Source organism: Psychrobacillus syltrankelensis (assembly GCF_055454035.1).
On record NZ_CM144227.1, the window covers coordinates 3,830,331 to 3,856,949 of the forward strand.

The 26,619-nt window shown below is 34.8% G+C and carries 21 protein-coding genes and 1 pseudogene; 18 read left to right on the forward strand and 4 right to left on the reverse strand.

What is annotated here, in order from left to right:
• Positions 1 to 116: 116 nt before the first annotated feature.
• The gene (locus ACTSKG_RS18900) at positions 117 to 275 is read right to left on the reverse strand and encodes a hypothetical protein (protein WP_464756067.1); all 159 of its coding nucleotides are present in this window, start codon (positions 273 to 275) and stop codon (positions 117 to 119) included.
• 136 nt (positions 276 to 411) lie between these two features.
• On the opposite strand from ACTSKG_RS18900, the pseudogene ACTSKG_RS18905 reads away from it, so the two are divergent.
• The 8 genes and pseudogenes from ACTSKG_RS18905 to ACTSKG_RS18940 form a co-directional block, all read left to right on the forward strand.
• Positions 412 to 653, forward strand: a pseudogene (locus tag ACTSKG_RS18905) (hypothetical protein); the annotation flags it as partial.
• A 61-nt stretch (positions 654 to 714) separates the two neighbouring features.
• Positions 715 to 2,124, forward strand: coding sequence for an O-antigen polymerase (locus ACTSKG_RS18910; RefSeq protein WP_464756068.1), 1,410 nt, complete (start codon positions 715 to 717; stop codon positions 2,122 to 2,124).
• Positions 2,125 to 2,234: 110 nt separating this feature from the next.
• Entirely contained in the window at positions 2,235 to 3,335 is a 1,101-nt protein-coding gene (locus tag ACTSKG_RS18915) for a glycosyltransferase (protein WP_464756069.1), read from the forward strand.
• A 295-nt stretch (positions 3,336 to 3,630) separates the two neighbouring features.
• Positions 3,631 to 5,127: an oligosaccharide flippase family protein gene (locus ACTSKG_RS18920; RefSeq protein ID WP_464756070.1), complete on the forward strand. Its 1,497-nt coding sequence runs from the start codon at positions 3,631 to 3,633 to the stop codon at positions 5,125 to 5,127.
• A gap of 354 nt (positions 5,128 to 5,481) precedes the next feature.
• A complete protein-coding gene (gene galE / locus ACTSKG_RS18925; RefSeq protein WP_464756071.1) occupies positions 5,482 to 6,477 on the forward strand; it encodes a UDP-glucose 4-epimerase GalE in 996 nt (331 codons plus the stop codon).
• A gap of 353 nt (positions 6,478 to 6,830) precedes the next feature.
• Positions 6,831 to 7,169, forward strand: coding sequence for a serine O-acetyltransferase (locus ACTSKG_RS18930; protein ID WP_464756072.1), 339 nt, complete (start codon positions 6,831 to 6,833; stop codon positions 7,167 to 7,169).
• 1,272 nt (positions 7,170 to 8,441) lie between these two features.
• Entirely contained in the window at positions 8,442 to 10,919 is a 2,478-nt protein-coding gene (locus tag ACTSKG_RS18935) for a hypothetical protein (RefSeq protein WP_464756073.1), read from the forward strand.
• A 130-nt stretch (positions 10,920 to 11,049) separates the two neighbouring features.
• A complete protein-coding gene (locus ACTSKG_RS18940) occupies positions 11,050 to 11,199 on the forward strand; it encodes a hypothetical protein (protein WP_464756074.1) in 150 nt (49 codons plus the stop codon).
• Positions 11,200 to 11,516: 317 nt separating this feature from the next.
• Here ACTSKG_RS18940 and ACTSKG_RS18945 read toward each other — a convergent pair whose 3' ends face one another.
• Positions 11,517 to 12,731 (reverse strand): NAD(P)/FAD-dependent oxidoreductase, encoded by a 1,215-nt coding sequence (locus ACTSKG_RS18945; protein WP_464756075.1) that lies wholly within the window; start codon positions 12,729 to 12,731, stop codon positions 11,517 to 11,519.
• 107 nt (positions 12,732 to 12,838) lie between these two features.
• Here ACTSKG_RS18945 and ACTSKG_RS18950 point away from each other — a divergent pair, with 107 nt between their 5' ends.
• The 4 genes from ACTSKG_RS18950 (at position 12,839) to ACTSKG_RS18965 (ending at position 17,523) form a co-directional block, all read left to right on the forward strand.
• On the forward strand, positions 12,839 to 13,720 hold the full coding sequence (locus ACTSKG_RS18950; protein WP_464756076.1) for a 5'-3' exonuclease: 882 nt from the start codon (positions 12,839 to 12,841) through the stop codon (positions 13,718 to 13,720).
• Between the two features lie 1,028 nt (positions 13,721 to 14,748).
• Positions 14,749 to 16,005: a GNAT family N-acetyltransferase gene (locus tag ACTSKG_RS18955; RefSeq protein WP_464756077.1), complete on the forward strand. Its 1,257-nt coding sequence runs from the start codon at positions 14,749 to 14,751 to the stop codon at positions 16,003 to 16,005.
• A 13-nt stretch (positions 16,006 to 16,018) separates the two neighbouring features.
• The gene (locus ACTSKG_RS18960; RefSeq protein ID WP_464756078.1) at positions 16,019 to 16,636 is read left to right on the forward strand and encodes a TetR/AcrR family transcriptional regulator; all 618 of its coding nucleotides are present in this window, start codon (positions 16,019 to 16,021) and stop codon (positions 16,634 to 16,636) included.
• 2 nt (positions 16,637 to 16,638) lie between these two features.
• Positions 16,639 to 17,523, forward strand: coding sequence for a GNAT family N-acetyltransferase (locus tag ACTSKG_RS18965; protein ID WP_464756079.1), 885 nt, complete (start codon positions 16,639 to 16,641; stop codon positions 17,521 to 17,523).
• A gap of 51 nt (positions 17,524 to 17,574) precedes the next feature.
• On the opposite strand, the gene ACTSKG_RS18970 is transcribed toward ACTSKG_RS18965, so the two are convergent.
• Positions 17,575 to 18,039 (reverse strand): STAS domain-containing protein, encoded by a 465-nt coding sequence (locus ACTSKG_RS18970; protein ID WP_464756080.1) that lies wholly within the window; start codon positions 18,037 to 18,039, stop codon positions 17,575 to 17,577.
• A gap of 91 nt (positions 18,040 to 18,130) precedes the next feature.
• Entirely contained in the window at positions 18,131 to 18,448 is a 318-nt protein-coding gene (locus ACTSKG_RS18975; protein ID WP_464756081.1) for a thioredoxin family protein, read from the reverse strand.
• A gap of 257 nt (positions 18,449 to 18,705) precedes the next feature.
• Between ACTSKG_RS18975 and ACTSKG_RS18980 the strand changes: the two genes are divergently transcribed.
• The 6 genes from ACTSKG_RS18980 (at position 18,706) to ACTSKG_RS19005 (ending at position 26,612) form a co-directional block, all read left to right on the forward strand.
• Positions 18,706 to 21,090 (forward strand): 3-hydroxyacyl-CoA dehydrogenase/enoyl-CoA hydratase family protein, encoded by a 2,385-nt coding sequence (locus tag ACTSKG_RS18980; RefSeq protein ID WP_464756082.1) that lies wholly within the window; start codon positions 18,706 to 18,708, stop codon positions 21,088 to 21,090.
• 30 nt (positions 21,091 to 21,120) lie between these two features.
• Positions 21,121 to 22,296, forward strand: coding sequence for an acetyl-CoA C-acetyltransferase (locus ACTSKG_RS18985; protein ID WP_464756083.1), 1,176 nt, complete (start codon positions 21,121 to 21,123; stop codon positions 22,294 to 22,296).
• Between the two features lie 32 nt (positions 22,297 to 22,328).
• Positions 22,329 to 24,110: an acyl-CoA dehydrogenase family protein gene (locus ACTSKG_RS18990; RefSeq protein WP_464756084.1), complete on the forward strand. Its 1,782-nt coding sequence runs from the start codon at positions 22,329 to 22,331 to the stop codon at positions 24,108 to 24,110.
• Between the two features lie 439 nt (positions 24,111 to 24,549).
• Entirely contained in the window at positions 24,550 to 24,912 is a 363-nt protein-coding gene (locus tag ACTSKG_RS18995; RefSeq protein WP_464756085.1) for an arsenate reductase family protein, read from the forward strand.
• 72 nt (positions 24,913 to 24,984) lie between these two features.
• Complete coding sequence (gene gcvH, locus ACTSKG_RS19000; protein ID WP_464756086.1) at positions 24,985 to 25,365, forward strand: glycine cleavage system protein GcvH; 381 nt, start codon at positions 24,985 to 24,987, stop codon at positions 25,363 to 25,365.
• A 902-nt stretch (positions 25,366 to 26,267) separates the two neighbouring features.
• On the forward strand, positions 26,268 to 26,612 hold the full coding sequence (locus tag ACTSKG_RS19005) for a toprim domain-containing protein (RefSeq protein WP_464756087.1): 345 nt from the start codon (positions 26,268 to 26,270) through the stop codon (positions 26,610 to 26,612).
• Positions 26,613 to 26,619 lie beyond the last annotated feature (7 nt).

Genomic DNA, 26,619 nt, shown 5'->3' on the forward strand with positions numbered 1-26,619 from the left:
CTTTTTTCCTCCCATTCGGGGTGAGTATTAACGGAAGATCGAAGTTCCGTTAGAGGGACTACGAGTTGAGCGACAATTGTCTTTTCATATAGTGGAAGATTCATTTCTTCCTCCGCCTATTCCAGAAGCCATTGTTCGCGCTCTTCTTTCTTTTTCCAGCCTCGTTTTTTCGCTTTTTTTTCCACTTGTTTTATCTTGACTGGTGCACGATCACGGGCTTCCATATGGGTTGCTTCAATGGTCACCGTTTCATCAGATACGAAACCTACCGACATGGCCAATTAAAGGATTTGTTCTTGAACGATTTCCAACGCATTCGATTCGCGATGAACGTAATCATGCGCGAATAAGAGGCTTCCGAAGGAATATCATCAGACACGAGAAAACCACAGTCAATTTTGAACCGTAAATCATCTCGCCGTAGGAAAGAAAAGCCAATACATCGTCCGATCCCTGTTTTCTTCGGACAGTCTGAATGATGGTAAAGCCGAGATTCCCTTGTGTAAGTGAACATTCCTAACGATACGACAACTTGATTCAAAGCATGAGACGCTTAAATATTCACGCCCACATAAGTGTGGTGATTGTCCATTGGCCAACAAGAGCTTATGACAAAAGGTGTATAAAATGAAAGTACAAAAGATCTTAGACGGTAAACAGCTCCTGCAAGAGGGTCGAAGAAATGGAACCTACTCATGTAAAAAGAAAAAATGAATGGAGGTTAATCTAATAAACAGCAAAGAAAAAATAAGAAAAACATTATTGTTTTTTACCTTTTATATGAGTTTAGGTATTTTTATTTTAATTAAGTTACCTGTAAATATAGAGGGAAATGATTTTTTCGTTTATTTAACCTTAGTAATTACTTATTTCTCTATTGGTGGGTTACTACTTTTATCTTATATAACTAGAGGATTAGACTTATTAGAACCAATTGTTTTTGTGAGCTTAATTTATCTTATGTTATTTGTATTTACACCATTAATAAATATAGTTTACCAAGAAACCCTTTGGTTTAATATTGATTTAATGGATGGTGGTTTAAAGGCAACAATTATTTTTCTAGTTTCATATTTAGCATTTTATATAGGATACTATAAAACAAAAACAAGAAGAAAACAAAATAGAAGTACAAAGATAATTATTAAAGATTCCTCTATAAAATATATATTATTAACAAATATGTTAATTTGGTTATTTTGTTTTGCATGTTCTTTAGGTTACTTAATAAGTAATGGAATGAGCATTTCCTACACTCTCTCACTTGGTGCTAGAGGGTTTGTTAATGAGAATACTAATAGTTCATTTGCATTTCTTAATATGTTTAGCTACTCTTTAATACCTACTTTTATGTATATTTTTGTTTATAGTAAAAACAAAATAATTAAAATAATATTAGGAGTGCTTACCTCTATTGTATTTATTTTAAATGGCTTTAGATTTATTTTACTAATCTTTATTTTAGCACCTGTTATATATTGCTACATTGAAAAAAATAGACGACCCAAAATTCTATCTTTAAGTGTGGTTTCAATTATTTTAGTAGCAATGACTGCTCTAATAGGTTTTACTCGTGATCCTCTGCGAGGAGGACAGGGGATAAATTTTGAGGGTTTTAATATGGATTCCATAGTTTATTCAATCAAAGGAAATTTTGATATATATAATAATTTTTATGGAGCTGTTAAAGCTATACCTGAATTACATCCTTATACGATGGGAGAACAAATAGCTTATACATTTGTTATGTTTATCCCTCGTTTTCTATGGCCATCAAAACCAGAACCGGTAACAAATGATTTGATAGCTGTTTCTGTAAGTAATTATGCAAATCAAGCTGGGACAGCATTGCCCAATTTGGGTGAGTATTATACTGAATTCGGAGTAATAGGTTGTGTAATTATAATGTTTATTTTTGGATGGATTTGTGGAAAGAGCAAGTTGTTATATTTAAATAATAACGGAGATACTCATTCATTGATTGGTTATGCAATTTTGTTGCCAGCGCTTTTTCAAATAATCATTCGAGGTTACACTCCGTCAAATTTTTACCTAATAATCTTTCTTCTTTTGCCTGTATTAATAGGTAAAAAGATAATACGAGAAAAAATACGGAAAAAATAAAAGTTTCTAATTCGATTTTATAAACTAAACTGAATGAAGTATAAAAAATTTGTAACACTTTTAATTAGGTGTGCCTCATTCATCATAATATGGAAAAGGAGAATAAGAAATTGAAGAAAATAAAAGTTTTGAATATTTCTCCTACAATGAAAAGTGGTGGAGGAATAGAAGAGATTTTAATAAGATATTATAGAAATATAAATAAAGAAAATATACAATATGACTTTTTAGCAAATAGCTTAGCAGAAGGTAATTTAGAAGAAGAAATTTTGAAGTCGGAAGGGAAAATATATAAAACAACTCCATATCGCAAAAACTTAATTTTAAATCTTTATAAAAAGTATAAAATCTTAAAACAAAATGAGTATGATGTTATTCACATTCATACAGTAGGTGCTTCGATGTTGTTCGACGGTATTATCGCAAGAATTTGTCGGATAAAAAAAATAATATTTCACGTTCATACTTTAAATCGGAAGAAAAGCTTATTACATCATATTTGTACACCAATATTTAGAATATTAGGTACTGATTTTTGGGCGTGTTCTAAGGATGCTGCAAAATATTTTTTTGGAAGAAGAATTTTCAAACACGATAAGTTTCGTGTAATAAACAATGCACTTGATTTGAATCAATATCATATAGATATAAATATAAGAATGAAAATTAGAGAGGAACTAAATGCTGATAATAATTTTTTAGTTGGTTTTATTGGGAGACTAGCAGAAGAGAAGAATGTAAATTTTACAATTGATATTTTTCTTGAAATCTTAAAAGTTAATCCTAATTCATTCTTGGTGATTGTTGGAGAAGGAGAAGAAGAAAAGAATTTAAAAGAAAGAGTTATAAATTTAAAACTAATAGATAAAGTGATTTTTACCGGGGTAAGAAAAGATATTTATAGAGTTATGCAAGGAATTGATGTTCTGTTAATGCCCTCATTATTTGAAGGGTTAGGAATGGTAGCTATTGAAGCACAAGCATTAGGAGTTGAAATAATTGTTTCAGATAAAATACCAATAGAAGCAAAGATAACAGATAGTTTACATTATATGAAACTCTCTTCTAGTCCATCGATATGGGCTGATAAATCCCTTTCTATAAAAAATAACAATAATAAAGATAATAGTAAAATTAAACGTCAAATTCAAGAAAAAGGATATGATATAAAGGTAGAAGCAAAAAAAATAGAAAAATACTATTGTCTCTAGCTAGCCGTATGGGATTATTGTTTAAAGGTACTTTAGTAAAATCCCTAGAAAATCTAACATTTATTTTATAGACAGAATGGCTATAAAACGGGGTGGGACAAGTCAAATCATATGTGAATTAAACCTGTTAGATATTACTCTGCCGAAACAATATTCTTACTACCATCTTTTATCCGGTGTTAATTTGCCCTTAAAATCACAAAAATATATTCATAATTTCTTTTAATCTTACGCAGGCAACTCGCTTGAGTTTTGGAAATAAAAAGAACGTAATAGTTCAAAAGGAATGTATGTCGTGAATCAAATACGCATTGGCGCAATACTATCTTATTTCTCAATATTTTTGCAATTTGGTGTTGGTTTAATTTATACCCCAATTTTGATCAGGTGGTTGGGACAATCAGACTATGGATTATATTCACTTGTCTTGGCTTTTGTCTCTTATTTGAGCCTAATGGATATGGGTGTAGGAAATGCAATTGTACGCTATATAGCTCGTAATAGAGCAATAGGGGATTCAAAAACAGAATCAGATTTGATTGGTCAATTTTTGAGATTTTTCCTAGCTATCAGCGTTCTAACACTAATTGTAGGTTTCATTATTTGTATAAAAGTACCTGATATTTTCCAAAGTAGCTTAGCAAATTCAGATATAAAGACTGCACAGATTATGATAATAATTTTGACAATTAATTTTGCATTGTCATTTATTTTAAATGTTTATAGTGCAGTTTTGCAAGCATATGAGCGTTTTGTTTTTTTAAAGTTAAGTTTAATTATTAGAATAGTACTAGTACCTATTATAACAATAATTTCATTAGCAACAGGTGGAAGTTTAATATCGATGACAGTCATTACAACCTCTGTGAATATTATTATTTTAATTATTGGATATTTATATTGTAAAAAGATAATAGGAATTAAGGTGACATTTTCTCCAATTGAACCAGATTTAACGAAGGAAATATTCATATATGCTTTTTTAATCTTGTTAACAACTATTGCAGATAAAATTTATTGGCAGACGGATCAAGTTCTTTTGGGTATCTTAAAAAATCCTGAAATTGTCGCTGTATATGCTGTTGCAATACAATTTGTAATGATATTTATGTCTTTATCAGTAGCTCTCAGTAGTTTATTTTTACCTAAACTTTCTAAAATCGTTACTGAAAAAAATCATCTAACCAAGTTGAATGAGTTATTTATAAGTATTAGTAGGTTTCAATTTTTTGTACTAGGATTAGCATTTAGTGGTTTTATACTCTTTGGAAAAGAGTTCATTATTTTGTGGGCAGGTTCAACATATGAACAGGCATTTACAATTGTTATTATACTAATGATTCCTTTTTTCTTTGATTTAGTTCAAAATACTGGCCTTGTCATTTTACAAGCTAAGGGACTTTATTTATTTAGAACCATATCCTTAGTTATTTGTTCAATATTAAATATTATTATTTCGATTCCCATTATTGAACAATACGGTAGTACTGGAACAGCAATTGTGACAGCTATCTTTATAGCGGTAGGAAATGTAATTTTACTAAATTATTACTATCATTATAAGATTGGTCTAGATATTAAATTATATTGGAAAGATATTATAAGAATAATGATTCCTTTATTAGTTTTGGCAATACTATTCTATAAAATCAAAATCAACTTTAATTTGGAAACAGTAGGACTTTTTGTTTCTATGTTCCTCTATATGATTTTATATATTATTACTACATATTTACTTTGTTTGAATACTCTTGAAAAAAAAGCTTTAAAAAAGATTATAAAATTTCTTTAAAATAGCGTCCCTGGTAAAAATACTATCTAATTCTGGTGGAAAATATAATCATAAGTAGCAGATTGGTTAAAATAGCGCCCCTGTGTCAGAAACAATTCTACGCAATTCTGACAATTAACTACAATTCAAAAAGAGAGAAGTTAAACTTGCAATCCCGAGTGGTCTTTAGCTATATTTAGTGGCTTAATAATATGGCATACTTCTTACTTTATACTAGCTCTTATCCGTAACTGGAGAGTATAAGAGGCTATCATAATATTCCTATAGTGAAATCTGTATCTAGGTACGTGGAATATTAGAGAGAACTAAAAACTGGCGATGTTTAAAAACAATAGAAAAGGAAGTTCTGATTTTATGAACATATTAGTATCAGGCGGTGCAGGGTATATAGGTTCCCCTACATGTGTAGCTCTTCTTGAAGCAGGTCATTCAGTAATAATCGCTGATAATTTTTGTAATAGTAAGCATGATTCTATTGATAAAATACAACAACTTGCAAATAAGGAAGTTATCTTTTATGAAATCGACGTAACAGATAAAGCCACAGTAGAAGGTATTTTTCAAAGTAACAAGATTGATGGTGTGATTCATTTTGCAGGCTTGAAGGCTGTTGGTGAGTCGGTTGCAAAGCCGTTAATGTATTATATAAATAATTTAGTGAGTACAATGGTGCTAGCTGAGGCTTGTTTGAAGTATAATATCGGAAGATTTGTCTTTAGTTCTTCTGCTACGGTTTATGGGGATAATCAAGTGCCATTCGTGGAGACGATGAATTTACTGCCTACGACGAATCCTTATGGTGAAACGAAGGCAATGAGTGAGCGTATATTAACCGATATTGCAAACGGGACTCCTGGTTTTGCAGTGACTCTTCTTCGTTATTTTAATCCAGTGGGCGCGCATGAAAGTGGCTTAATTGGTGAGGCACCAAATGGTATTCCAAATAATTTAATGCCTTATGTGACGCAAGTGGCAAAAGGGAAATTAAAGCAGCTGCGTGTGTTTGGTAATGATTATCCGACAGTTGATGGCACAGGTGTCCGTGATTATATTCATGTGTTGGATTTAGCTACTGGGCATGTAGCAGCAATAGAGCGATTGATGGACGGTGTCAATGTTTATAATTTGGGTACAGGTCGAGGTACAAGTGTAATAGAACTAGTGAAAGCATTTGAAGAGGCAAATGGTATTGAAGTTCCTTATGAAATTGTTGCTAGACGTCCCGGGGATATCGCTTCATTTTATGCAGATGCATCTAAGGCTCAGCAAGAGCTAGGTTGGACAGCAAAACGTGATATTGTTTCCATGTGTCGAGATTCTTGGCGATTTGAGAAGAATTATAAAGAGTGAAGGATTTTATATAGATGTTTGAATTTCTTTCCTAGACAGCAGCTATTTTTTGAATGATTTTTATTTTCTATTTCTCACAACAACCAGTAAAGCATCAAATGAGTTAAGTACAGGAATAACAGAAGTAAAATCGTGTTCCTGTCTATATTTTAAATGTGGAAAAATTATCTATAAAATAAAATGGCAGTGTGAAAATGCTAAGTGCTTTAAAAAAAGACTATTTAGCTAACAATAAAGGCAAAAGGGCGGTGTTAATTCTCATTATTTTCGGGTGGGAAATCGAGTTTACTTTTCTAACTATCCGAGAATCTTAAAAAAAATTATCACTTTTGATTTTAAAGGTTTTAAATCAAGTGGTCGTCTTTTATCCACTCAATATTGAAATTCCATTTTCGTGCAAAATCGGGGCTGGATTCCGATTAGTCCATCAACACGGAAGCGTTATTAACGGGGGTTCCGAGTTTGGCGAAAACTGTACAATCTATCATAAAGTGACAATTGGAATTAGTGAATTATCGAAAGTACAATTAGCTCCCCAAATTGGCAACAATGTTTTCATAGGATGGGGAGCAAAGATAATTGGAAATGTAAATATTGGAGACAATGTTAAAATTGGTGCTAATGCTGTAGTTGTGACCAATCTTGAGGAAAGTTCTAAAGCAATATGCAGACAAGAAGTTATCGCAAAATGATAAAACAAAACATTACCTAATTTTGTAGTTGGATGATACTGCGTCTTAGTCTATTTTCTTACAATTAAATTGCGTCCCTGTAGTTTAGCACCTATTTTATGGACAGTGTAAAATTGTGCCTTAGCTAGCTGAATGTTTTAACTTAAATAAGCAGCTGGACTTAAATAACCAAGTCTTTTTTGACCACAGTTTTCGTTAAATCATGCAATGTATAAAAGTAAATCTTTCTTTACCTGTTTGGCATTATCTGCTGCATACAAGTGCGGAAACTCCGGCTTTAAATGCGGAAAAAAGCTCTCAGTTACAGCGTTATTCCAGCAGTTTTCTTTCAGTGACATTAATTGGTGAAAATTGAAGTTTCTTGGCAAGATTCTTATATTTATAAGACTTTTAAGCCGTAATATCGATTTGATCCCGTTCAGAAAGAGACTTTTGAGGTTGTGCTATATAGTTGTAATATCCACTAGCTGATACTTTAGTGTTTTACAAAGGGTAGATACAGGAGTAATCCTTTCTCAGGGCCGTAATGGCTTCGAAGCACTTCTTTTTTTTTCACCTTGAGAAAGGCCAGGAGCTTTTTTTAGATTTCATTTTGTATCAATAGCTCAATATACTTCTTTTCTATATTTCTTAATCTATTTAGTTCTACCGTGTGCTCAATCAAATTTGATTCCTCATAGTATGAGTGAAGTGCATCTTCACCGTGTTCTCCTCTGTATAGTTTCAATCACCCTGCCAATTAATTGGTATGAAATTCCATTTTGTCCGCGACATCTTGGCTGTTACGTTTTTTCAGACGTACTTCATTCACTGCAAATAGCTTTTGTTCAAATGTGAGATTGAATTTACTTATTGGTCTTTTAATATTAAATTTCATAGAAAATATTACTTTTGAGTTAGTTTTTGCTTGTGAATTTATTATGCATCCAATTATTTAATATAAATGATTATAGAGATGAAGTAAGTTATTTGAAGTAATCGAGTGAAACATTGTTATTAAAAATTTTCATTTTAACAGAGGATTTCCTTCCTCTTTAGTAGAATTACGGATTCATTGAGGGGGAATTTTATTTTATGGTATTCAAAATTAAGGCGGTGAGGGAGACCTGATGACATCTATATATAGCTGATTATAGCATGCTGCAGTTAGCGAGAGGTACTTAACATGGTCAGAAGTGGAGGTAGCAACTAATCTGGGATACTTACAAAGAACTAGAAGAACCGTCTAAAATAACATGTTATACCTGAAGAAAAAAGTGATGAGGTGATGAATTGTCAATGGAAAAAAATGAGTATTTAAAATTAACAGAACGATTACTTTTAGACGAATGGAATGAAAATTCCGAGACAATCGGTAGAGAAGTAGAAAAGGCTAAGACACAGTTGGCAGAAAAAGCGAATGATATATATGATTTGCAAAGTTTAAAAATGGACAAAAATTCTATTGATATATCTGTTAGTCAGATAAATAAAAATAGAGGTAAAATCGAACAAACCTATTTGACAGATACACTTTTAGAACAAATGGTAGAAACAACACCTTTATTATCTGAATTTCCAAATAGAAGTATTACGACAAGTAAAGTGAATGAAAATTCAGTTACAGGCGAAATCATTTCTGATGAAATAATCAAAAACGTAAAAAGTGTAAATTTATTAGATGACACAAAGTTTCAAATGGGTGGTATTTATAACTATCAAACAGGTCTTTGGAGTGATGATGCAAATGCAAAATCATCTCCACCTATTTCTGTTAAGCCGAATGTAACGTATACCAAAAAAAGCGAAGGAACACATGTTACTTTTTGGGATGGAAATTTAAACTTTGTTACAGGAATAGGGATACCTACGATGATTGCGACTTTTACTGTTCCAAACGAACAAGAGATTGCTTTTGTTAGGTATAGTTTGCTTCAAAATGAAAATAACGTGATGTTTGTTGAAGGTAGCGTTTATCCATCTGCATTTATTGAATATTATAATTTTGATAATTTGAATCAAAAAATTCTACCTCAATTAAACTTTGTAGAGAGCAAAGAGGTTGACTCTAGTCTCGATTACACAAGAATGAATGGATATTACAACTACGGAGTTTTTACAGAAAATTCAGATAATTATGCTACTACTCTAATTCCTGTACACGTGCAGGACATTATACAATTTGGTAATGAAGGTTATGTGGGTTTTTATAATAAAGATTACGTATTCTTGAAAGATAAACTGATTACCGCAAATTATACCGCTGCAATTAAAGACGAAAATGTAAAATATATTGCGTTTCATTGGTTGAAATCTCGAAGCGATAATGTTGTAATCAAGATTAAGTCCGATAATTCTTTTAAAAAGATTAAGGCATCTGCTTTAATGTTAAATGATGTTAAATTACTAAAACAAAAAAAGTTAGGAGAAGAAATATATAGTGTTAATAGCATTAATGAAGGTTCGTATTATAACAATAACACCCTTACCTATGATGAATCCCTCAGTTCATTGGGATTTATTCCTATAGAACAAGGGAATGTATATGAACTAGAAAATGCAACAGTACGATTTTATGATAAAAACAAACAATATATAAGAATCCTAGCAAGTGGAGATTACATTAAAAAAACATTCACTATCACAAGTCCGAATGAAAAATACATGCATATTAGTTTTGAAACATCATTGAAGAATAAGATATCACTTGTTCAAATAAGTGGAAAAAGTTTGGTTTATGAAACCGACAAAGATTTTTTCCATGTCAATAAAAATGATCCGGAGTTATTGCGTATTAGAAAAAAAATTAGTGAGGATATCTCTAAATTGCCGTCTCATGTTAACGGCAAAGAATTTTTGAGAATTCCCACTCCTTACGATGATGGCACAAGTTGGGACGGTAGAACTAATCAATCAACTCACCCATCCTGCGTTTACTTTCCTAATGGTTGGAACGGTTATAAACTTTGGCTAGCTTTTACGCCATACGCTTACAATCAAGTAAGGCAAGAAAACCCTTGTATTGCGGTTAGTAATGATGGTATCAAATGGGAAACGCCCAGTGGATTAACAAATCCTCTTGTTTCTGAACCGACAGATCCAACAGGTTACAACTCCGATACTCATTTGTTTTTTAATGCCACAACTTCAAAACTTGAACTTTGGTATCGTGAAGTCACTGTAAGTGAAACGATTGAAACTCTGTATAGAATTGAATCGTCAGACGGATTGACTTGGAGCATGCCTCAAATAACGGTTCAAGTTACAGGGAACACTCTTCAATTGATTTCACCATCGGTTTTATTTGAGGGTGGTAAGTATAAATTGTGGATAATGAGAGATTGGTATGTTTATTTATTAGAAAGTATGGATGGAGTAACGTGGAGCAATACAGGCAGAGTGAAATCAAATGGAAGAGATATTCACTCATGGCATCCAAACATACAGAAAATAGATGGGCTATATCATATGGTTAATTGCGACAAACAAGAGCCAACGGGGTTTGGTGGAATCATTAAACATTCTACATCCCATGATGGTGTAAATTGGACAGAAGAAAAACAAATACTCACGTACACTGGTAAGTCTTGGGATCCGGACGGTTACGGTGTATATAGAAGTTCGATTATAAAAAAAGATAACTTGTTTTTTATGTATTACGGGATGTATTCTCATGATAATAAGTGGACAATAGGATTAACAGTAGGTAATAGCATTGACACTCTAATAGGAATAGATGAAAAAGCATTAAAATATTACGGTGTTATTTAACGTCGTAGTTGGAACATACTGCGTCTTAGACTATTTTCTTAGCTAAATGCGACAACTATATTGACAACCACCGGGAGACGGATAGATAGGTTCACACAAATGTGTTGCCTTGCTTGAAGCAGGACATACAGTGATTATTGCTGATAATCTTTGCAACAGTAAAGCTGTGACAATAGATAAAGTGGAGAAGATAACGAATAATGAAGTAATAGATGTGACTGACAAGGAAGCTGTCGTCAGTGTATTTGCCAATCATGAAATTGATAGGGTCTTAAAGTGATGGGAGAGTTCGTAGAAAAGCTACTAGCTTATTAGTATAATAATCTTGTCAGTACTATGATTCTAGCATAAGGCTGTCAGAAGTATGATGTAAGACGGTTGTCTTTAGCTCTTCGGCAACAGTTTAAGGAGAAAACGAGGTTCCTTTTGTAGAGACTATGAATCTCTTACCATCGACTTATCCTTATGGTGAAACGAAAGCTATGAGTGAGCAGATTCTAATTGATATAGTAAATATTTTAAGTATTATCCTACTGATTGATAGTTGTAAAAACTATTTTATAAAAAACGAAGGGAATAATTTTGCCCTTCGTATTTTTATTTCACTCCATATTTTCTATTCAATTCAACAATCTCAGCATCTTCAGTTCGTTTTCCTCTTATTAAATCTCTTAACATACAAGAGCCTAGCATACTGTAAACAGTACCATTACCACCATATCCTAATAAATAGTAGTGATTGGGCTTTGTTGGATGCTCGCCGATAAATGGTAGATTATCTATCGATTCACCGAAAGTTGCTGCATAGGCATAGTCGATTTCAATTTCGTAGTTTGGGAATAACTCCTTTGCTTGTTTCAAAAGATTTTCTGCTCGTTGTTGGATTAATTCTAAAGAATAGGGAGCATTGGGGTTATCTTCATCTAGCCCTCCAACAATCATTCTATTATCGACAGTGGAACGAATATACAAGTATGGACGTTTTGTTTCCCAAATAAGTGCTTGTTTATGCCAATTTTTGAGATCTTGAATAGGATTACTAACAAATACATATGAGCGGTTAATGTCTGCGCCGATCCTATTTCCGACTGGAACAGTTTCATAACCTGTTGTGAATATTATACTTTTCGCCAAAAAAGGTTGATTGGATGTACGGATATCTAATATATCATCCGCCTCAAATACATCCTTTACCTCTACATAAGGAAATAAATGAGCTCCTTTTTCCTCGAGTTTTTTTAATAATCCTTGCACAAACTTCAATGGATTTATCTCTGCATCTTCAAATGTCACTAGTGCCCCTGGTTTCGAAAATGGAAATTTCTCTGCCATTTCATTTGGTCCAAAATAATCACATGGGAAACCATGTTTTTTTAGTGTGGTGTATTCCACTTTAATTTTTTCTACATCGTTTTCATCACTTGCATAACAAATGCTAGGTCTTCGAATAAAGTCAGCATCTAACTGTAGTCGAGTCACTACTTTTTCTAAATCATCTACAGCTTCATAGCATAGTTTATAAAAGTGAACAGCATCTTGTTCACCAATTTGATCTATTAATTCATGTAGCATAATATCATTCGAATATTGAAGATGGCCAGTATTTGCACTAGTGCTACCAGATCCCATTTCTCGCTTATCCAGTATTGCAACAGATAACCCAGCTTCTACTAATGCTAAAGCTGTCAAAGAACCAGACATTCCTCCTCCAACAATAACAACATCATAGATATCGAATTTGTCAAAATTGTTAACAGAATGGTATGGCTGAGTTGTTGTTGGCCAATAAAGTGATCCATTATGTATTTTCATGTTTAATTCCTCCAGGTTCTATTTATCTATTAATATACCCATACTTTCTTAGATTCAAGCGTACTCGTGTTATACTAAATACAATCTACTAATAAAGGATGTTTGACATGAACCAAGATAAACCACATGTATTAGTAATAGATGGTATGGCATTGTTATTCCGTTCATTTTTTGCAACAGCAATGTCTGGAAATTTCTTTAAAAATTCAAAAGGGATTCCTACAAATGCTGTACAAGGCTTTGCCAGACATGTACTAGCTGCCCAAGATTTAATGCAACCAACCCATATAGCTGTTTGCTGGGATAAGGGGATGCGAACTTTTAGAAATGATTTGTATGACGGATATAAAGCAAACCGACCTAAGCCTGCAGAAGAATTAATACCTCAATTTGATATGGCGCAAGATTTATCTGAACATTTAGGATGGATGAACTTTGGTATTGTTGGCATGGAGGCAGATGATACAATCGCTTCTATTACACATAAATGGCAAGATGACGCTAGGTTTACAATTGTTAGTGGGGATAAGGATTTACTTCAGCTTCTACATCCATCAACAGAAATCGCATTTACGAAAAAAGGTTTTTCGATTTATGATGTTTACAATGAAGCGCGTTTTCTAGAGGAGTATGGAATATCTCCATTACTATTCCCGGATGTAAAAGCATTTATGGGAGATTCCAGCGATGGATATGCTGGAGTAAAGGGGATTGGTCCTAAAACTGCATTGCAATTGATCCAAACCTATGGATCCGTCGAGAAAGTTATTGAGTCCCTACATTTACTAAAAGCAGGGCAACGAACAAAAATAGAAACGGATTTACAAATGCTCCAGTTATCAAAGGAACTAGCAACTATTCGACGCGACGTACCAATTGAAGCCGAGTTAGATCATTTGCTTGTAAAAAACATTCCATCCACTAAATTCGATTATTTATATGAAAATGGATATACCATTTTGGCTAGACAACTGCAAAATCAGCAATAAGGCTTTGATGTCCAACCTATGAGTTCTTCCTAGATGTACTAGGAAGAACTTTTTTTTCTGAATAAGAAACTACCAAGGGTCTATAGTAAATCACGCAGGTATTGGCAAAAACATAGTTCTCTTAAAGTTCGCTTGCCTCCATATGGTAGGCGGACCAGAGAAAAGATATGTAAAAAGAGCTTCCGAAATGGTCTTCGGAAGCTTTTAAAGAGTAGGGTAGAATTTTTTATCTAAGGTAAGTGTAGCCCATGTTTCGTCCAATGCACTCAGGAATTAGTAAAGTAAAGATGCGCTTAAAAGGCGCTTGCGGTTTTCTTAAAAGATAAGAATGTATATGGACATCGTCCTGCGAAACCAGTGTTCATAGTACTTTAAGAATTAAACAATACCAAGGATTTCCGTTTCAGGTGGACGCGTTCCGCGGGGTGAGCGATTAGCCATCACCGCCGCTAACGCGTTCGTTTGTGATGGCTAATCTGTCTCACTCATCCCGCAGGAGTCGCCACCTTTCACTACAATCCATAAAGTGAGTAGGAACTAACTAGAAGATTTAGCCCAGCTATCGCTAAGAGGATAGAAATAGTTTAAGTAAACGTAGTGATCATGCCGACCTGTAATAATTGGAGATGCTAATGCTTTTTAAAATTTGGTGAAGTTTTGTTCATCCGGATAAAATGTAGTTCCCTAACTTTAAATGTCATCTCTATCTTACTAAGCAATTATAAATCGTCCCATACATACTAGTTGTTTGGAGCGCAGGCGGCGACTTCTGCGGGAATAGCATGAGCGGAAGGCCCCGCAGGAACGCAGTGACGAGGAGGCTGAAGCCATGCCCGCGAAAAGCGTCCGCCGTAGCGGAAAACAACGATATTCATATGCTACTCTTCTTAAAAGGACCAGGCATCTATTTGCCCGGTTTTTCTTAAAATTTTTAAAAAAATCGTGAATGTTTGTATTGTTAAAATTATTAGATTATTTTATAATTAAACCGACTAGTTAGTCTGTTTAAGTGAAAAGGAGGTAATGATTTGATTCGAATTTTACAAAAGCAAGACTTTGAACATGCGGCAAATATTGTGGCATTAGCTTATCCCGGTATGAATTTACAATCAACTGAGGGAAAATTAAAATTTGTAGAGCGTTTGACAACTGAACAAGGGGAAGAAAATGGTATTAGCTATTTTGGCTATTTTAATGAGACAGAAGAGCTTTTAGGTATTTATCGTTTAAATGATTTTGAATGTAATGTTAATGGGAAGTTCCAACGTGTTTTTGGAATTGGTATGGTAGCTGTACATCTGCTACATAAAAAAGAGAAAATTGCTTTTCAGCTTCTTTCACATTTTCATCAATATGCTAGGCAGGAAAATGTAGCGCTAGTTTCACTTTATCCTTTTAATCCTAATTTTTATCGGAAAATGGGTTATGGTTATGGACCGATGAGATATGAATATAAAATTAAACCCGATGCACTTATTGCAAATGGTGACAAAGGACTTGTGAAGTTCTTGTCTCCAAATGATGAGGAAGCGATAGTCGATTTATATAATGAATATGCTTTACAAAATCATGGGATGTTTAAAAGAACGTGGTCTGAACGAAGGCTAATTAAAAATGCAGCAACTAATTACGTTGGTGTTGTAGAAAACGATAAGTTAATAGGTGCATTAGCATTTACTTTGCAACCAGTGAAAGATAGTCACTTTTTGCATCAACATATGATTGTGTACGAATGGATTTGGTCGACACCAAATGCCTTTAAACAATTAGCATCTTGGTTATCTTCACAACAAGATCAAGTTGAACGTATTATTTTCCGTACGAACGATCAATCATTTTTATATGCACTCACCAATCCATTAAATGGTTCCAATCATCTTATACCAAGTATATACCATGAAGTTGCGACTGCTGGAACGGGCTTGATGTATAGAATAACTAATATTGCTGCATTTGTTAAAGAAATGAACTTTCATAATAATAGAAGACCGGATGGATATACAAGGTTGTTACTAGAAATAGAAGACTCATTCCTAATAGAACAAAGTGGAACTTATGAATTCATTTATAATGGTGATTTTTGGAGTGCTTCAAAATTAATAAATACGAATGAAGAAGTAAATATAAAAATTGGAATCCATGATTTAAGCTCATGGTGGATGGGGTGTGTATCGCTTGAAGCACTTCATAAATTTGGAGAAGTTAATGTAAATAATGTTGATATTAACTTATTAGATAGTTGGTTTAAGCCAAATTCAAGTCCTATTTGTTTTACTTCGTTTTAAAGGGGGGAATAAAATGGCACCAAAAGTTTCGGAAGAATATAAGCAACAGAAAAAAAATGAAATCATACAAGCTGCAGCAATTATATTTGGAGAGAAAGGTTATTTTCCTACAACGATGGATGATTTAGTGAAGGCTTCAGGAATGAGTAAAGGTGCTATTTATCATTATTTCAAAAGTAAAGAAGAAGTGTATGAGTATATGCTTCAGCAACAAGTAGAATATAAAATTAAGAATTTGATGGATAAATTTTCAGTTTTAAAAACAACGAAAGAAAAAGTTAATGTGCTTTTTGATACGTATTCCTCAGCTGAATGGTTAAAACAGCCAAAAATAAATAGTGTTCGAAACCAATTAGAGCATTGGATGGCTGGGAGCAGAACGGATAATAGCAAAAAGTATGAGGAACATAGTGAAATTTTTTACAACTTTTTAAAAGATATATTAATTGAGGGACAAACAAATGGAGAAATTTCAATGGAGATTAATACGTTATATGCGGCAAAATTATTTTGGAGCATGATAGATGGCATTCTTCTACATGGAACTGTTTTAGAGGATTCATTTTCATACGTTGAGGTTGTATCTATGGCAAAAGAAATGTATATTACTTTTCTAACAAGGGGTGTTTAAGAATGATTACATTTAAGACGATGGAACATTTAACTTTTAAAGAGGCACATGAACTTTTTATTCGTGGGTTTGAAGGGTATTTTATACCGATGAAGATGTCACTCGATGCTTTTGTTGCCCGTATTGGCAATGAAGGACTATCACTTGAATTGTCGATTATTATGTTTGACGGGGAGACTCCAATTGGATTTGTGTTGCAAGGTTTGAAGGAAGTGGATGGTCAAAAAATAGCATGGAATGGTGGTACTGGTATCATTCCAGAATATAGAGGAAAAAAATATGGTACTATTCTAATAGAAAAAGCACTAGATATACTGAAAAAACAGAACGTATCTGTAGCTACTTTAGAAGCAATCTCTATAAATCAGCCAGCTATTAAATTATATGAAAAGGTTGGCTATGAGGTAATTGATACATTACATTTTTGGGAGTCAGAAGGAGTTCTCCCTTTTGATGAAAATATAGCAGATGAATTTATTATAAAAAGAATTCCCGCCTTCCAAGCAGTAAATGCAGGGATTTTTCCAATGCTAGTGCCTTGGCAAGTAGATCCATCCATTACTCCAAAAGTTGGTGGTGAAGCGGTCATCGCGATGAAAAATAATAAGATACTTGCTGCTTGCCTAGTAAGAACAAAGCAACAATTTGGTTTAGAAGCGGAGGGTGTCACGTTATTTCAAGCGATCACTAGTAGTGAAAATGAAGATTGCAACCGTGCCCTTCATGCTGCACTTCAAGATGGACTTAATTTTCAACGCGCACTCAAAAGAACAACGTATAATTTAGTGGACCATGAACAAAAAACGCTTTCATTTTTACAAAGTAAAGGCTTTAAAAATACGGATATTTCCCAAGTATTTATGATAAAACATATGAATGAAATTTAATGTAAGAATACGGCCACTAGCATGGACTTATAGTGGCTGTATTGCTATTCATTATTTAGAAGAAATAGTCTGATTCATTTCATTTAAGAGACGATTTAATGCTACTTTGAAACTATTATATGTTTCAAGCTCCACATGAATATTAGCTTGTACTATTTCACGGATAAATCTAGGATTGAAGCCAACATATATTGGACGAATACCCATCAACCGAAGAGAACTATTTAATCGAGAAATAGAGATAGCTAAATCATTGAAGTCAAATGCTTCTACATCTTCTAAGCTAACTGCTGAAAAATCAAAAACAGCCGTTTCAACTTCGCGATTTTCTCCAACGTATTGAAGTGTTTGCGACTCAATATTTTCAAAACGTTCTTTAAACATATATCCTGCAATAGGAATCATAATTGTTCTAGAAACAATAGAAGGAATAATTGGAGTAGACATTGTTTTAATAATTCGTTCGTAATAGGCAATCTTTTCTTTTAGTTCGAGAATTTCATTTTCTTGCGACATAATACACCCCAGTTTTTTTCTTATTATAACGAATAAAACATGAAAAAATCAAAGAAAAGACTGCTCCAACTAGGAACAGCCTTCTTATTAATTAGTTCTGTTCATCTAAAAATTCAGTCACTTGCTCAGGAGATTTAGCGTTTGCGCTATGTAAGTGAGCTTTTTTCTCACCATTTTTATAAATGAGAAGACTTGGAATACCCATTACTTCGTATTTATCTGCAATTTCTGGAAGTTCGTCGCGGTTTACTTCGTACCAAGTGTATTTATTGTATTTTTCGACGATAGGATCGATAAACATTTCCATTCTACGGCAATCCGGACACCAACCAGCTTCGAACTTCACTAAAACTTCATTGTCTCCAGAAATAATTTCATTAAACTGTTCTGTTGTTGTAATTTTATTCATATTATAATATCCTCCTAAGATTTCCTTCATTTTAGTGCCAATGCCATTTGCTACGGTAAAAGCGTTGCACCTTGTGATTTTCTTAAACAGTTTACACTGTTTAAGAAATACTAGAAAGAAAATTGCTCGAGAAACATCTTTTTATTATTGCGAAAATTTAAATATTGTTCTAAACTAATAGATATAGAGATTGGTTTTATTTTTTTTATTTTAAAAATGAATGAGTATTCATTCAAAGTGACGAGGGAGGTATTATCATGGCATTTCAAATTAAAAAGGCTGCCGTTTTAGGTTCAGGGGTAATGGGTTCAGGAATTGCAGCTCATTTAGCAAATATCGGCATTCCAACATTATTATTAGATATTATTCCAAATGAAGTTAGTAAAGAGGAAGAAGCAAAAGGATTGACTTTGGAGCATCCAGCAGTTCGAAATCGTTTCGCTCAAACGGCATTACAAAAATTATTAAAACAAAAACCAGCACCACTAACATCTACTAAAAATGTGCAATTAATAACAGCGGGGAATTTAGAAGATGATTTGGAAAAGCTAATCGATGTTGACTGGATAATTGAAGTGGTAGTCGAGAATTTAGAAGTGAAAAAGAAATTATATGAGAAGATAGATGCTGTTCGAAAAGCTGGAACAATTGTTAGTTCCAATACATCTGGGATAAGCGTTAATGCAATGATAGAAGGTCGTTCTGAAGACTTTTGTAAACATTTCTTAGGAACTCATTTTTTTAATCCACCACGTTATTTAAAGCTTTTAGAAGTAATCCCAGCAAAAACAACTGATGCAGAAGTTGTGGCTTTCATGAAGCAATTTGGAGAAGACGTTTTAGGTAAAGGAGTCGTTATAGCAAAAGACACTCCTAACTTTATTGCCAACCGTATTGGAACTTATGGTTTACTTGTGTCTTTGAGAGAAATGCAAACCCGTGGATATTCCGTTGGGGAAGTGGATTCAGTAACAGGTCCACTAATAGGGCGTCCGAAATCTGCGACATTCCGTACATTAGATGTGGTTGGACTTGATACATTTGCACATGTAGCAAAAAATGTTCATGACCTAACAACCGGGGAAGAGCAAAAAGTATTTGAAGTGCCTGATTTCTTGCATACAATGCTAGAAAATAAATGGCTTGGTGCAAAAACAGGGCAAGGGTTTTTCTTGAAAAAAGATAAGGAAATTTTGGAACTAAATATAGATACACTGGAATATGAACCAGTAAAGAAATTAAAAACTCCATCTATAGATATGGCTAAACAACAAAAGGGTCTTGCTGCCAAAGTGAAAACATTAACTTATGCAAAAGACCGAACTGGTGAACTTCTATGGAGCATCCTAAGTCCAACACTTGTATATTCTGCTGATCTCCACGGAGAAATTGCAGATGATATCGTAGCTATTGACCAAGCTATGAAATGGGGATTTGGATGGGAACAAGGTCCATTTGAAATTTGGGATTCAATTGGAGTAAAAGAATCCGTTGAAAAAATGAAATCGGAAGGTTTAGAAATTCCAGTCTTTGTTCAATCGTTATTGGATAAGGGATTCGATTCCTTCTATAAAGAAGAAGCTGGAGATCTTTATTACTTCGATGGAAAAGAGTATAAAACCGTTCCTGTGAATGAAAAAGTAATTGACCTGAAAAGATATAAGAAAAAACATGGTGTTATTAAATCCAATTCTGGTGCAAGTTTAATAGACTTAGGGGATGGAATTGCATTACTTGAATTTCACTCTAAATCCAACTCAATTGGTATAGATATTGTACAAATGATTAATTTTGCAATTGATGAAGTGGAGAAGAATTTCAAAGGTCTTGTCATTGGGAACCAAGGGAAAAACTTTAGTGTAGGTGCAAATCTTGGGATGATCCTAATGGAAGCACAAGATGATAATATTTTTGAATTAGATTTTGTTGTTCGTAGCTTTCAAAATGCGATGATGAAAATAAAATATTCCTCTAAACCGGTTGTTGCTGCTCCGTTTGGTATGACTTTAGGTGGAGGAGCAGAAGCCTGCTTACCAGCTACGCATATACAAGCGACGACTGAAACTTATATGGGGCTAGTAGAAGTAGGGGTTGGTCTAATCCCGGGAGGCGGCGGAAACAAAGAACTATATATGAAACATTTAAAAGGCCTTCCAAATGGTGTTCAAGTAGACTTCCAAAACGTTGCGAACAAAGTCTTTGAAACCATTGCTATGGCGAAAGTTTCAACTTCTGGGGAAGAAGCTCGGGAAAACAACTTTTTAAACTTTGCTGATGGTATTAGTGTGAATCCAGATCATCAATTATATGATGCAAAACAAGCGGCACTTGCTCTTGCAGATGCTGGATATAAAGCGCCGATTCGCGAAAAAGTTCCTGTAACAGGATCACCAGGTTATGCAACTTTATTGTTAGGAGCAGAGGGAATGTTTCTATCTGGCTATATTAGTGAGCATGATTTGAAAATAGCGAAAAAGCTTGCATATGTTATTGCAGGTGGGGAAGTTCCATACGGCACTTTAGTGGATGAGCAATATTTGCTTAATTTGGAACGGGAAGCATTTTTAAGCCTAGTTGCAGATCCAAAATCACAAGCAAGAATGCAGCACATGCTAGTGAAAGGGAAGCCATTACGCAACTAATTTTGCGTTCAGGTTAAAGGAGGAAAACTCATGCGTGAAGCAGTTATCGTAGCAGGTGCAAGAACGCCAATAGGAAAAGCGAAAAAAGGATCTTTAGCAACTGTTCGTCCAGATGATTTTGGAGCATTAGTTGTAAAAGAAACGTTGAAGAGAGCAGGGGGTTATGATGGCCCAATTGACGACTTAATTTTAGGGTGTGCAATGCCTGAGGCAGAGCAAGGGATGAACGTTGCTCGAAACATCGGGGCATTAGCGGGTCTACCAGATTCAACGCCTGCAATAACAATAAATCGTTTCTGTTCTTCAGGATTACAATCCATTGCATATGCAGCAGAGCGAATCATGCTCGGGTCTTCGGAAGCAATTATTGCTGGTGGAGTAGAGTCGATGAGTATGGTGCCGATGATGGGAAATACGATTCGTCCAAATGCACATTTAGCAGAAACAGCTCCTCAATACTATATGGGAATGGGTCATACAGCGGAGCAAGTAGCGAACAAATACGGAGTAAGCCGTGCAGATCAAGATGCTTTTGCAGTTCGTTCTCATGAACTTGCTGCAGCAGCTATCGAAGCAGGCAAATTCAATGAATATATCGTTCCAGTCGAAGTAGTGAAGCATGTTGTGGATGAAAACAATAAAGCTCAAGCGCAAAAGTTTTTATTCAAAATGGATGAAGGGGTTCGTGTAGGAACTTCGGTCGAAACACTTTCAAAATTACGTCCAGTGTTTAATGTTAGAGGATCAGTAACTGCAGGAAATGCTTCCCAAACTTCAGACGGTGCAGGCGCTGTACTAGTGATGGACCGTGAATTAGCTGAGGCACAGGGATTGAAGCCACTTGCGAAATTCCGTTCGTTCGCGGTTGGCGGGGTAGCACCAGATGTAATGGGAATCGGTCCTATAGTAGCTGTTCCAAAAGCATTGAAATTAGCTGGGTTATCATTAGAAGATATCGGTATTTGGGAAATCAATGAAGCATTCGCTTCTCAAGCAATTCAAGTTGTTCGTCATTTAGGAATTGATATGGATAAAGTAAATGTTAATGGTGGAGCAATTGCTTTAGGCCATCCACTTGGCGCAACTGGAACGATATTATCGTTAAAATTAATCAGTGAACTAAAACATCAGGGCAAACAGTTTGGTGTAGTTACAATGTGTATTGGCGGGGGAATGGGAGCAGCTGGAGTATTCGAGCTATTATAAATGAAACTACCTACAAACAGGGGGAATTAAACATGACAAAAGTTAAAGATGTTATTAAAGGCGGAAGCTTTTTAGTTGAGGACATAGATGCAAGTCGAGTGTTTACACCAGAGGATTTCTCAGACGAGCAAAAAATGATTGCAAAAACAGCTGATGACTATGTAAAAAGTCGGGTATTACCTGTAGTTGAAAATTTAGAACATCACGAGTTTGAGCACTCGGTACGTTTATTGAAAGAGGCAGGAGATCTTGGGTTACTAGCTGCTGATATTCCAGAAGAATACGGCGGGCTCGGACTAGACAAAGTTTCTTCTGCACTTATTGCGGAAAAATTATCTGTAGCAGGTGGGTTCTCTATCACGCACGGAGCCCATGTAGGAATCGGTACTTTGCCAATCGTTTTATTTGGAAATGAAGAGCAAAAACAAAAATACTTACCAAGTTCTTCAACCGGAGATAAAATTTTTGCCTATGCGTTAACAGAGCCAGGATCAGGTTCCGATGCATTAGGTGCAAAAACGACTGCAAAAATGAATGCAGAAGGAACTCATTACATTTTAAATGGTGAAAAGCAATGGATTACCAATGCGGGCTTTGCGGATGTATTTGTTGTTTATGCAAAAATAGATGGTGATAAATTCTCCGCATTCATTGTTGAACGTGAATTTCCTGGCGTTTCTGTTGGTGCCGAAGAGAAGAAAATGGGTATTAAATCATCTTCCACTCGCACGCTTATTTTACAAGACGCAGAAATTCCAGTGGAAAACCTACTTGGGGAAATCGGGCGCGGTCACGTAATTGCCTTCAATATATTGAACATCGGCCGCTACAAATTAGGGGTAGGTACTGTTGGAGGTTCTAAACGTGCTTTGGAGCTTGCGATCTCTTATTCAAATCAGCGTCAACAATTTAAAACGCCTATTTCTTCATTTAATTTAACAAAACAAAAATTAGCGACGATGGCATCTAAATTATATGCGACAGAGAGCTTAATCTATCGTACGGTTGGATATTTTGAGGATCGTATGAGTCAATTAAATGAAGAAGAACAAAAAGATGGAAAAGCAATTGCAGCTTCTATCGCAGAATACGCAATTGAATGTTCTATTAATAAAGTAGTAGGTTCAGAAGTATTAGATTATATCGCTGACGAGGCTGTTCAGCTACATGGCGGATATGGCTTTATGCAAGAATATGAAGTGGAGCGCATCTATCGTGACTCACGTATTAACCGTATTTTCGAAGGAACAAACGAAATTAACCGTTTAATCGTACCTGGTACATTCTTGAAAAAAGCTATGAAAGGAGAGCTACCACTTCTTCAAAAAGCACAAAGCTTGCAAGAAGAACTATTAATGATGATGCCAGAAGAAGTAAGTGATGAGCCACTTGCACAAGAAAAAGTTTTAGTAGCAAATGCGAAGAAAATTGGTCTACTAGCTGCAGGGCTTGCTGCACAACGTTTTGGTACAAAACTAGAAACTGAACAAGAAGTTCTAGTGAATATCGCTAATATCGCTAATAACTTATTTGCAATGGAATCTGCCGTATTGCGTACAGAAAAAGCAATTGGCCGTGATGGTTTAGAAAAAGCACATCAAAAACTACTTTATACACAAATTTTCTGCCAAGAAGCATTTGAAGAGATCGAAAAAGCGGCGAAAGAAACACTGATTGCATCAGTTGAAGGCGATACTTTACGCATGATGCTCTCTGCTTTACGTAAGTTAACTCGAAATACACCATATAATTTAATTCTTAAAAAACGTGAGGCATCCGTTAAATTAATCGATGCTGAAAAATATATCGTATAATAAATTCGAGAAAGCCGATTCTAATTGCAGATCGGCTTTTTTCTATGCGTTATGGGCAGTGATGAGGGGAACCTGCCGTGTTCCTGCGCAAGTTCGTCAGTTTGCACTGTGGATTGTAGTGAAAAGTGGCGACTCCAGCAGGAGGCTCATCGCTCACCACGCGGAACGCATCCACCTGAAACAGAAATCCCAGGTATTATATTTTTAGAAGGATATACACTAGTTTCACCGGCCGACATCCATTTACTGTCTTTTCTTTTAAGAAAAGCCGCAAGCGCCTATGTCTGCCCCGACAGGCAAATAGGAAAGGTGTAAGTTCTGCAAAGTTAGCTACATCTGGAAACGGTAAAGACAAGATGCACTTAAAGTACACTTGTCTTTTTCTAATGCACCCTGTTTAAAAGTCTATGATATGATAAAAAGAAAAAAGGTGATATATATGACGATTCAGTTTTTTGGTTATCCTAAATGTAGTACATGCAATAAAGCAAACAAATGGTTAAGAGATAATGGTGTGGAATTTGAAAATAACCATATTGTAGAAGCACCACCATCAAAAAAAATGATTAAAGAGATTCTAGCTACAACTAATATAGATTTAAAGAAATTATTTAACACGAGCGGTACGAAATATCGTGAATTACAATTAAAGGACAAGTTACCAAATATGACAGAAGAAGCGCAAATTGAAACTCTTGTTTCTGATGGGATGCTTATCAAAAGACCGCTTGTATTTGACGGAGAACATTTAACCCTCGGATTCAAGGAAGAAGAGTTTGAACATATTTGGAAAAGCTTATAAAGTAGCTTGTTTTTAATACAGAAATATGTGAATATTATAAGGGAATGTATAACTAATTGAGAGGGGTAAATCATGAGCACACCTAAAGAATTAAAATACTCAGAAGAGCACGAATGGGTTAAAACAGAAGACGGTAAAGTACGCATTGGTATTACACATTTTGCACAATCAGAATTAGGGGATATCGTATTTGTAGAGCTTCCACAAGTGGGGGACGATATTAAATCCGGAGATCCATTTGGTAGTGTAGAATCAGTAAAAACTGTATCGGAACTTTACGCACCTATCAGTGGAAAAGTAGTAGAAGTTAACTCAGAATTAGAAGATAGCCCTGAATTTGTAAACGAATCTCCTTATGAAAATGCATGGATGATCGTTGTAGAACCTTCTGATTTATCAGAAATGGATGAACTATTATCTGCAGAACAATATGACGAATTAATTCAAGAATAATAAAGTAATCGCCGTTCCATTTGGTATTACTAGATATAATTAATAATAGACATACAATTACTCGTTAATTGGATGTCTATTTTTTGTTTTTTACTCATAGACTCAGCGAGTAGGTGCTGATAGACTTGCGTTATGCGCTGATAGCCAAGGTTAAGGTGCTTATAGCGGCGTTTTAGGTGCTTATGGAATTTGTAGGTGCTGATAGACTTGTGTTATGCGCTGATAGGCAAGGTTAAGGTGCTTATAGCAGTGTTTTAGGTGCTGATAGACTTGCGTTATGCGCTGATAGCCAAGGTTAAGGTGCTTATAGCAGCGTTTTAGGTGCTGATGGAATTTGTAGGTGCTGATAGACCTGCGTTATGCGCTGATAGCCAAGGTTAAGGTGCTTATAGCAGTGCTTTAGGTGCTGATGGAATTTGTAGGTGCTGATAGACTTGCGTTATGTGCTGATAACTATGAATAAGGTGCTTATAGCAGTGTTTTAGGTGCTGATGGAATTTGTAGGTGCTGATAGACTTGCGTTATGCGCTGATAGCCAAGGTTAAGGTGCTTATAGCAGCGTTTTAGGTGCTGACGGAATTTGTAGGTGCTGATAGACTTGCGTTATGCGCTGATAGGCAAGGTTAAGGTGCTTATAGCAGTGTTTTAGGTGCTGATGGAATTTGTAGGTGCTGATAGACTTGCGTTATGCACTGATAACCAAGGTTAAGGTGCTTATAGCAGAGTTTTAGGTGCTGATGGAATTTGTAGGTGCTGATAGACTTGCGTTATGCGCTGATAGCCATGTTTATGGTGCTTATAGCAGTCTTTTAGGTGCTGATGGAATTTGTAGGTGCAATCAGACTATATAATCTGGGGATTTTTCGTATACTAATGGATAGGATGAATGAGGAGTGGAGATAATGGAGTTCAGTGAAAAAGTAATTCTTGTTGAAGGAAGATCGGATAAACTGAGACTTTTAACCATTCTTGCGGAAGACGTTGAAATCATTTGTACAAATGGTACTATTTCTAATGTGAAATTAGAAGAACTGTTAAGTCCTTTTGAAGACGTACCTATCTATGCTTTTCTTGATGCGGATAAATCAGGTGAACAAATTCGCTCTGTAGTGAGGAAAGAATATCCAGAAGCAATTCATTTATTTATTAGTCCGATGAATGGTGAAGTAGAAAAAACTCCACTCAAAGTTTTGGCTTCTATATTACATCGTGCTAATATTAAAGTGAAAAAAGAATTTTTACTATAGGATGATG

Coding starts and splice junctions, on each gene's coding strand:
- ACTSKG_RS18900 (WP_464756067.1), bottom strand. CDS start 275: ATGTCGGTAGGTTTCGTATCTGATGAAACGGTGACCATTGAAGCAACC.
- ACTSKG_RS18910 (WP_464756068.1), top strand. CDS start 715: ATGGAGGTTAATCTAATAAACAGCAAAGAAAAAATAAGAAAAACATTA.
- galE (WP_464756071.1), top strand. CDS start 5,482: ATGAACATATTAGTATCAGGCGGTGCAGGGTATATAGGTTCCCCTACA.
- ACTSKG_RS18945 (WP_464756075.1), bottom strand. CDS start 12,731: ATGAAAATACATAATGGATCACTTTATTGGCCAACAACAACTCAGCCA.
- ACTSKG_RS18950 (WP_464756076.1), top strand. CDS start 12,839: ATGAACCAAGATAAACCACATGTATTAGTAATAGATGGTATGGCATTG.
- ACTSKG_RS18960 (WP_464756078.1), top strand. CDS start 16,019: ATGGCACCAAAAGTTTCGGAAGAATATAAGCAACAGAAAAAAAATGAA.
- ACTSKG_RS18965 (WP_464756079.1), top strand. CDS start 16,639: ATGATTACATTTAAGACGATGGAACATTTAACTTTTAAAGAGGCACAT.
- ACTSKG_RS18970 (WP_464756080.1), bottom strand. CDS start 18,039: ATGTCGCAAGAAAATGAAATTCTCGAACTAAAAGAAAAGATTGCCTAT.
- ACTSKG_RS18975 (WP_464756081.1), bottom strand. CDS start 18,448: ATGAATAAAATTACAACAACAGAACAGTTTAATGAAATTATTTCTGGA.
- ACTSKG_RS18980 (WP_464756082.1), top strand. CDS start 18,706: ATGGCATTTCAAATTAAAAAGGCTGCCGTTTTAGGTTCAGGGGTAATG.
- ACTSKG_RS18985 (WP_464756083.1), top strand. CDS start 21,121: ATGCGTGAAGCAGTTATCGTAGCAGGTGCAAGAACGCCAATAGGAAAA.
- ACTSKG_RS18990 (WP_464756084.1), top strand. CDS start 22,329: ATGACAAAAGTTAAAGATGTTATTAAAGGCGGAAGCTTTTTAGTTGAG.
- ACTSKG_RS18995 (WP_464756085.1), top strand. CDS start 24,550: ATGACGATTCAGTTTTTTGGTTATCCTAAATGTAGTACATGCAATAAA.
- gcvH (WP_464756086.1), top strand. CDS start 24,985: ATGAGCACACCTAAAGAATTAAAATACTCAGAAGAGCACGAATGGGTT.
- ACTSKG_RS19005 (WP_464756087.1), top strand. CDS start 26,268: ATGGAGTTCAGTGAAAAAGTAATTCTTGTTGAAGGAAGATCGGATAAA.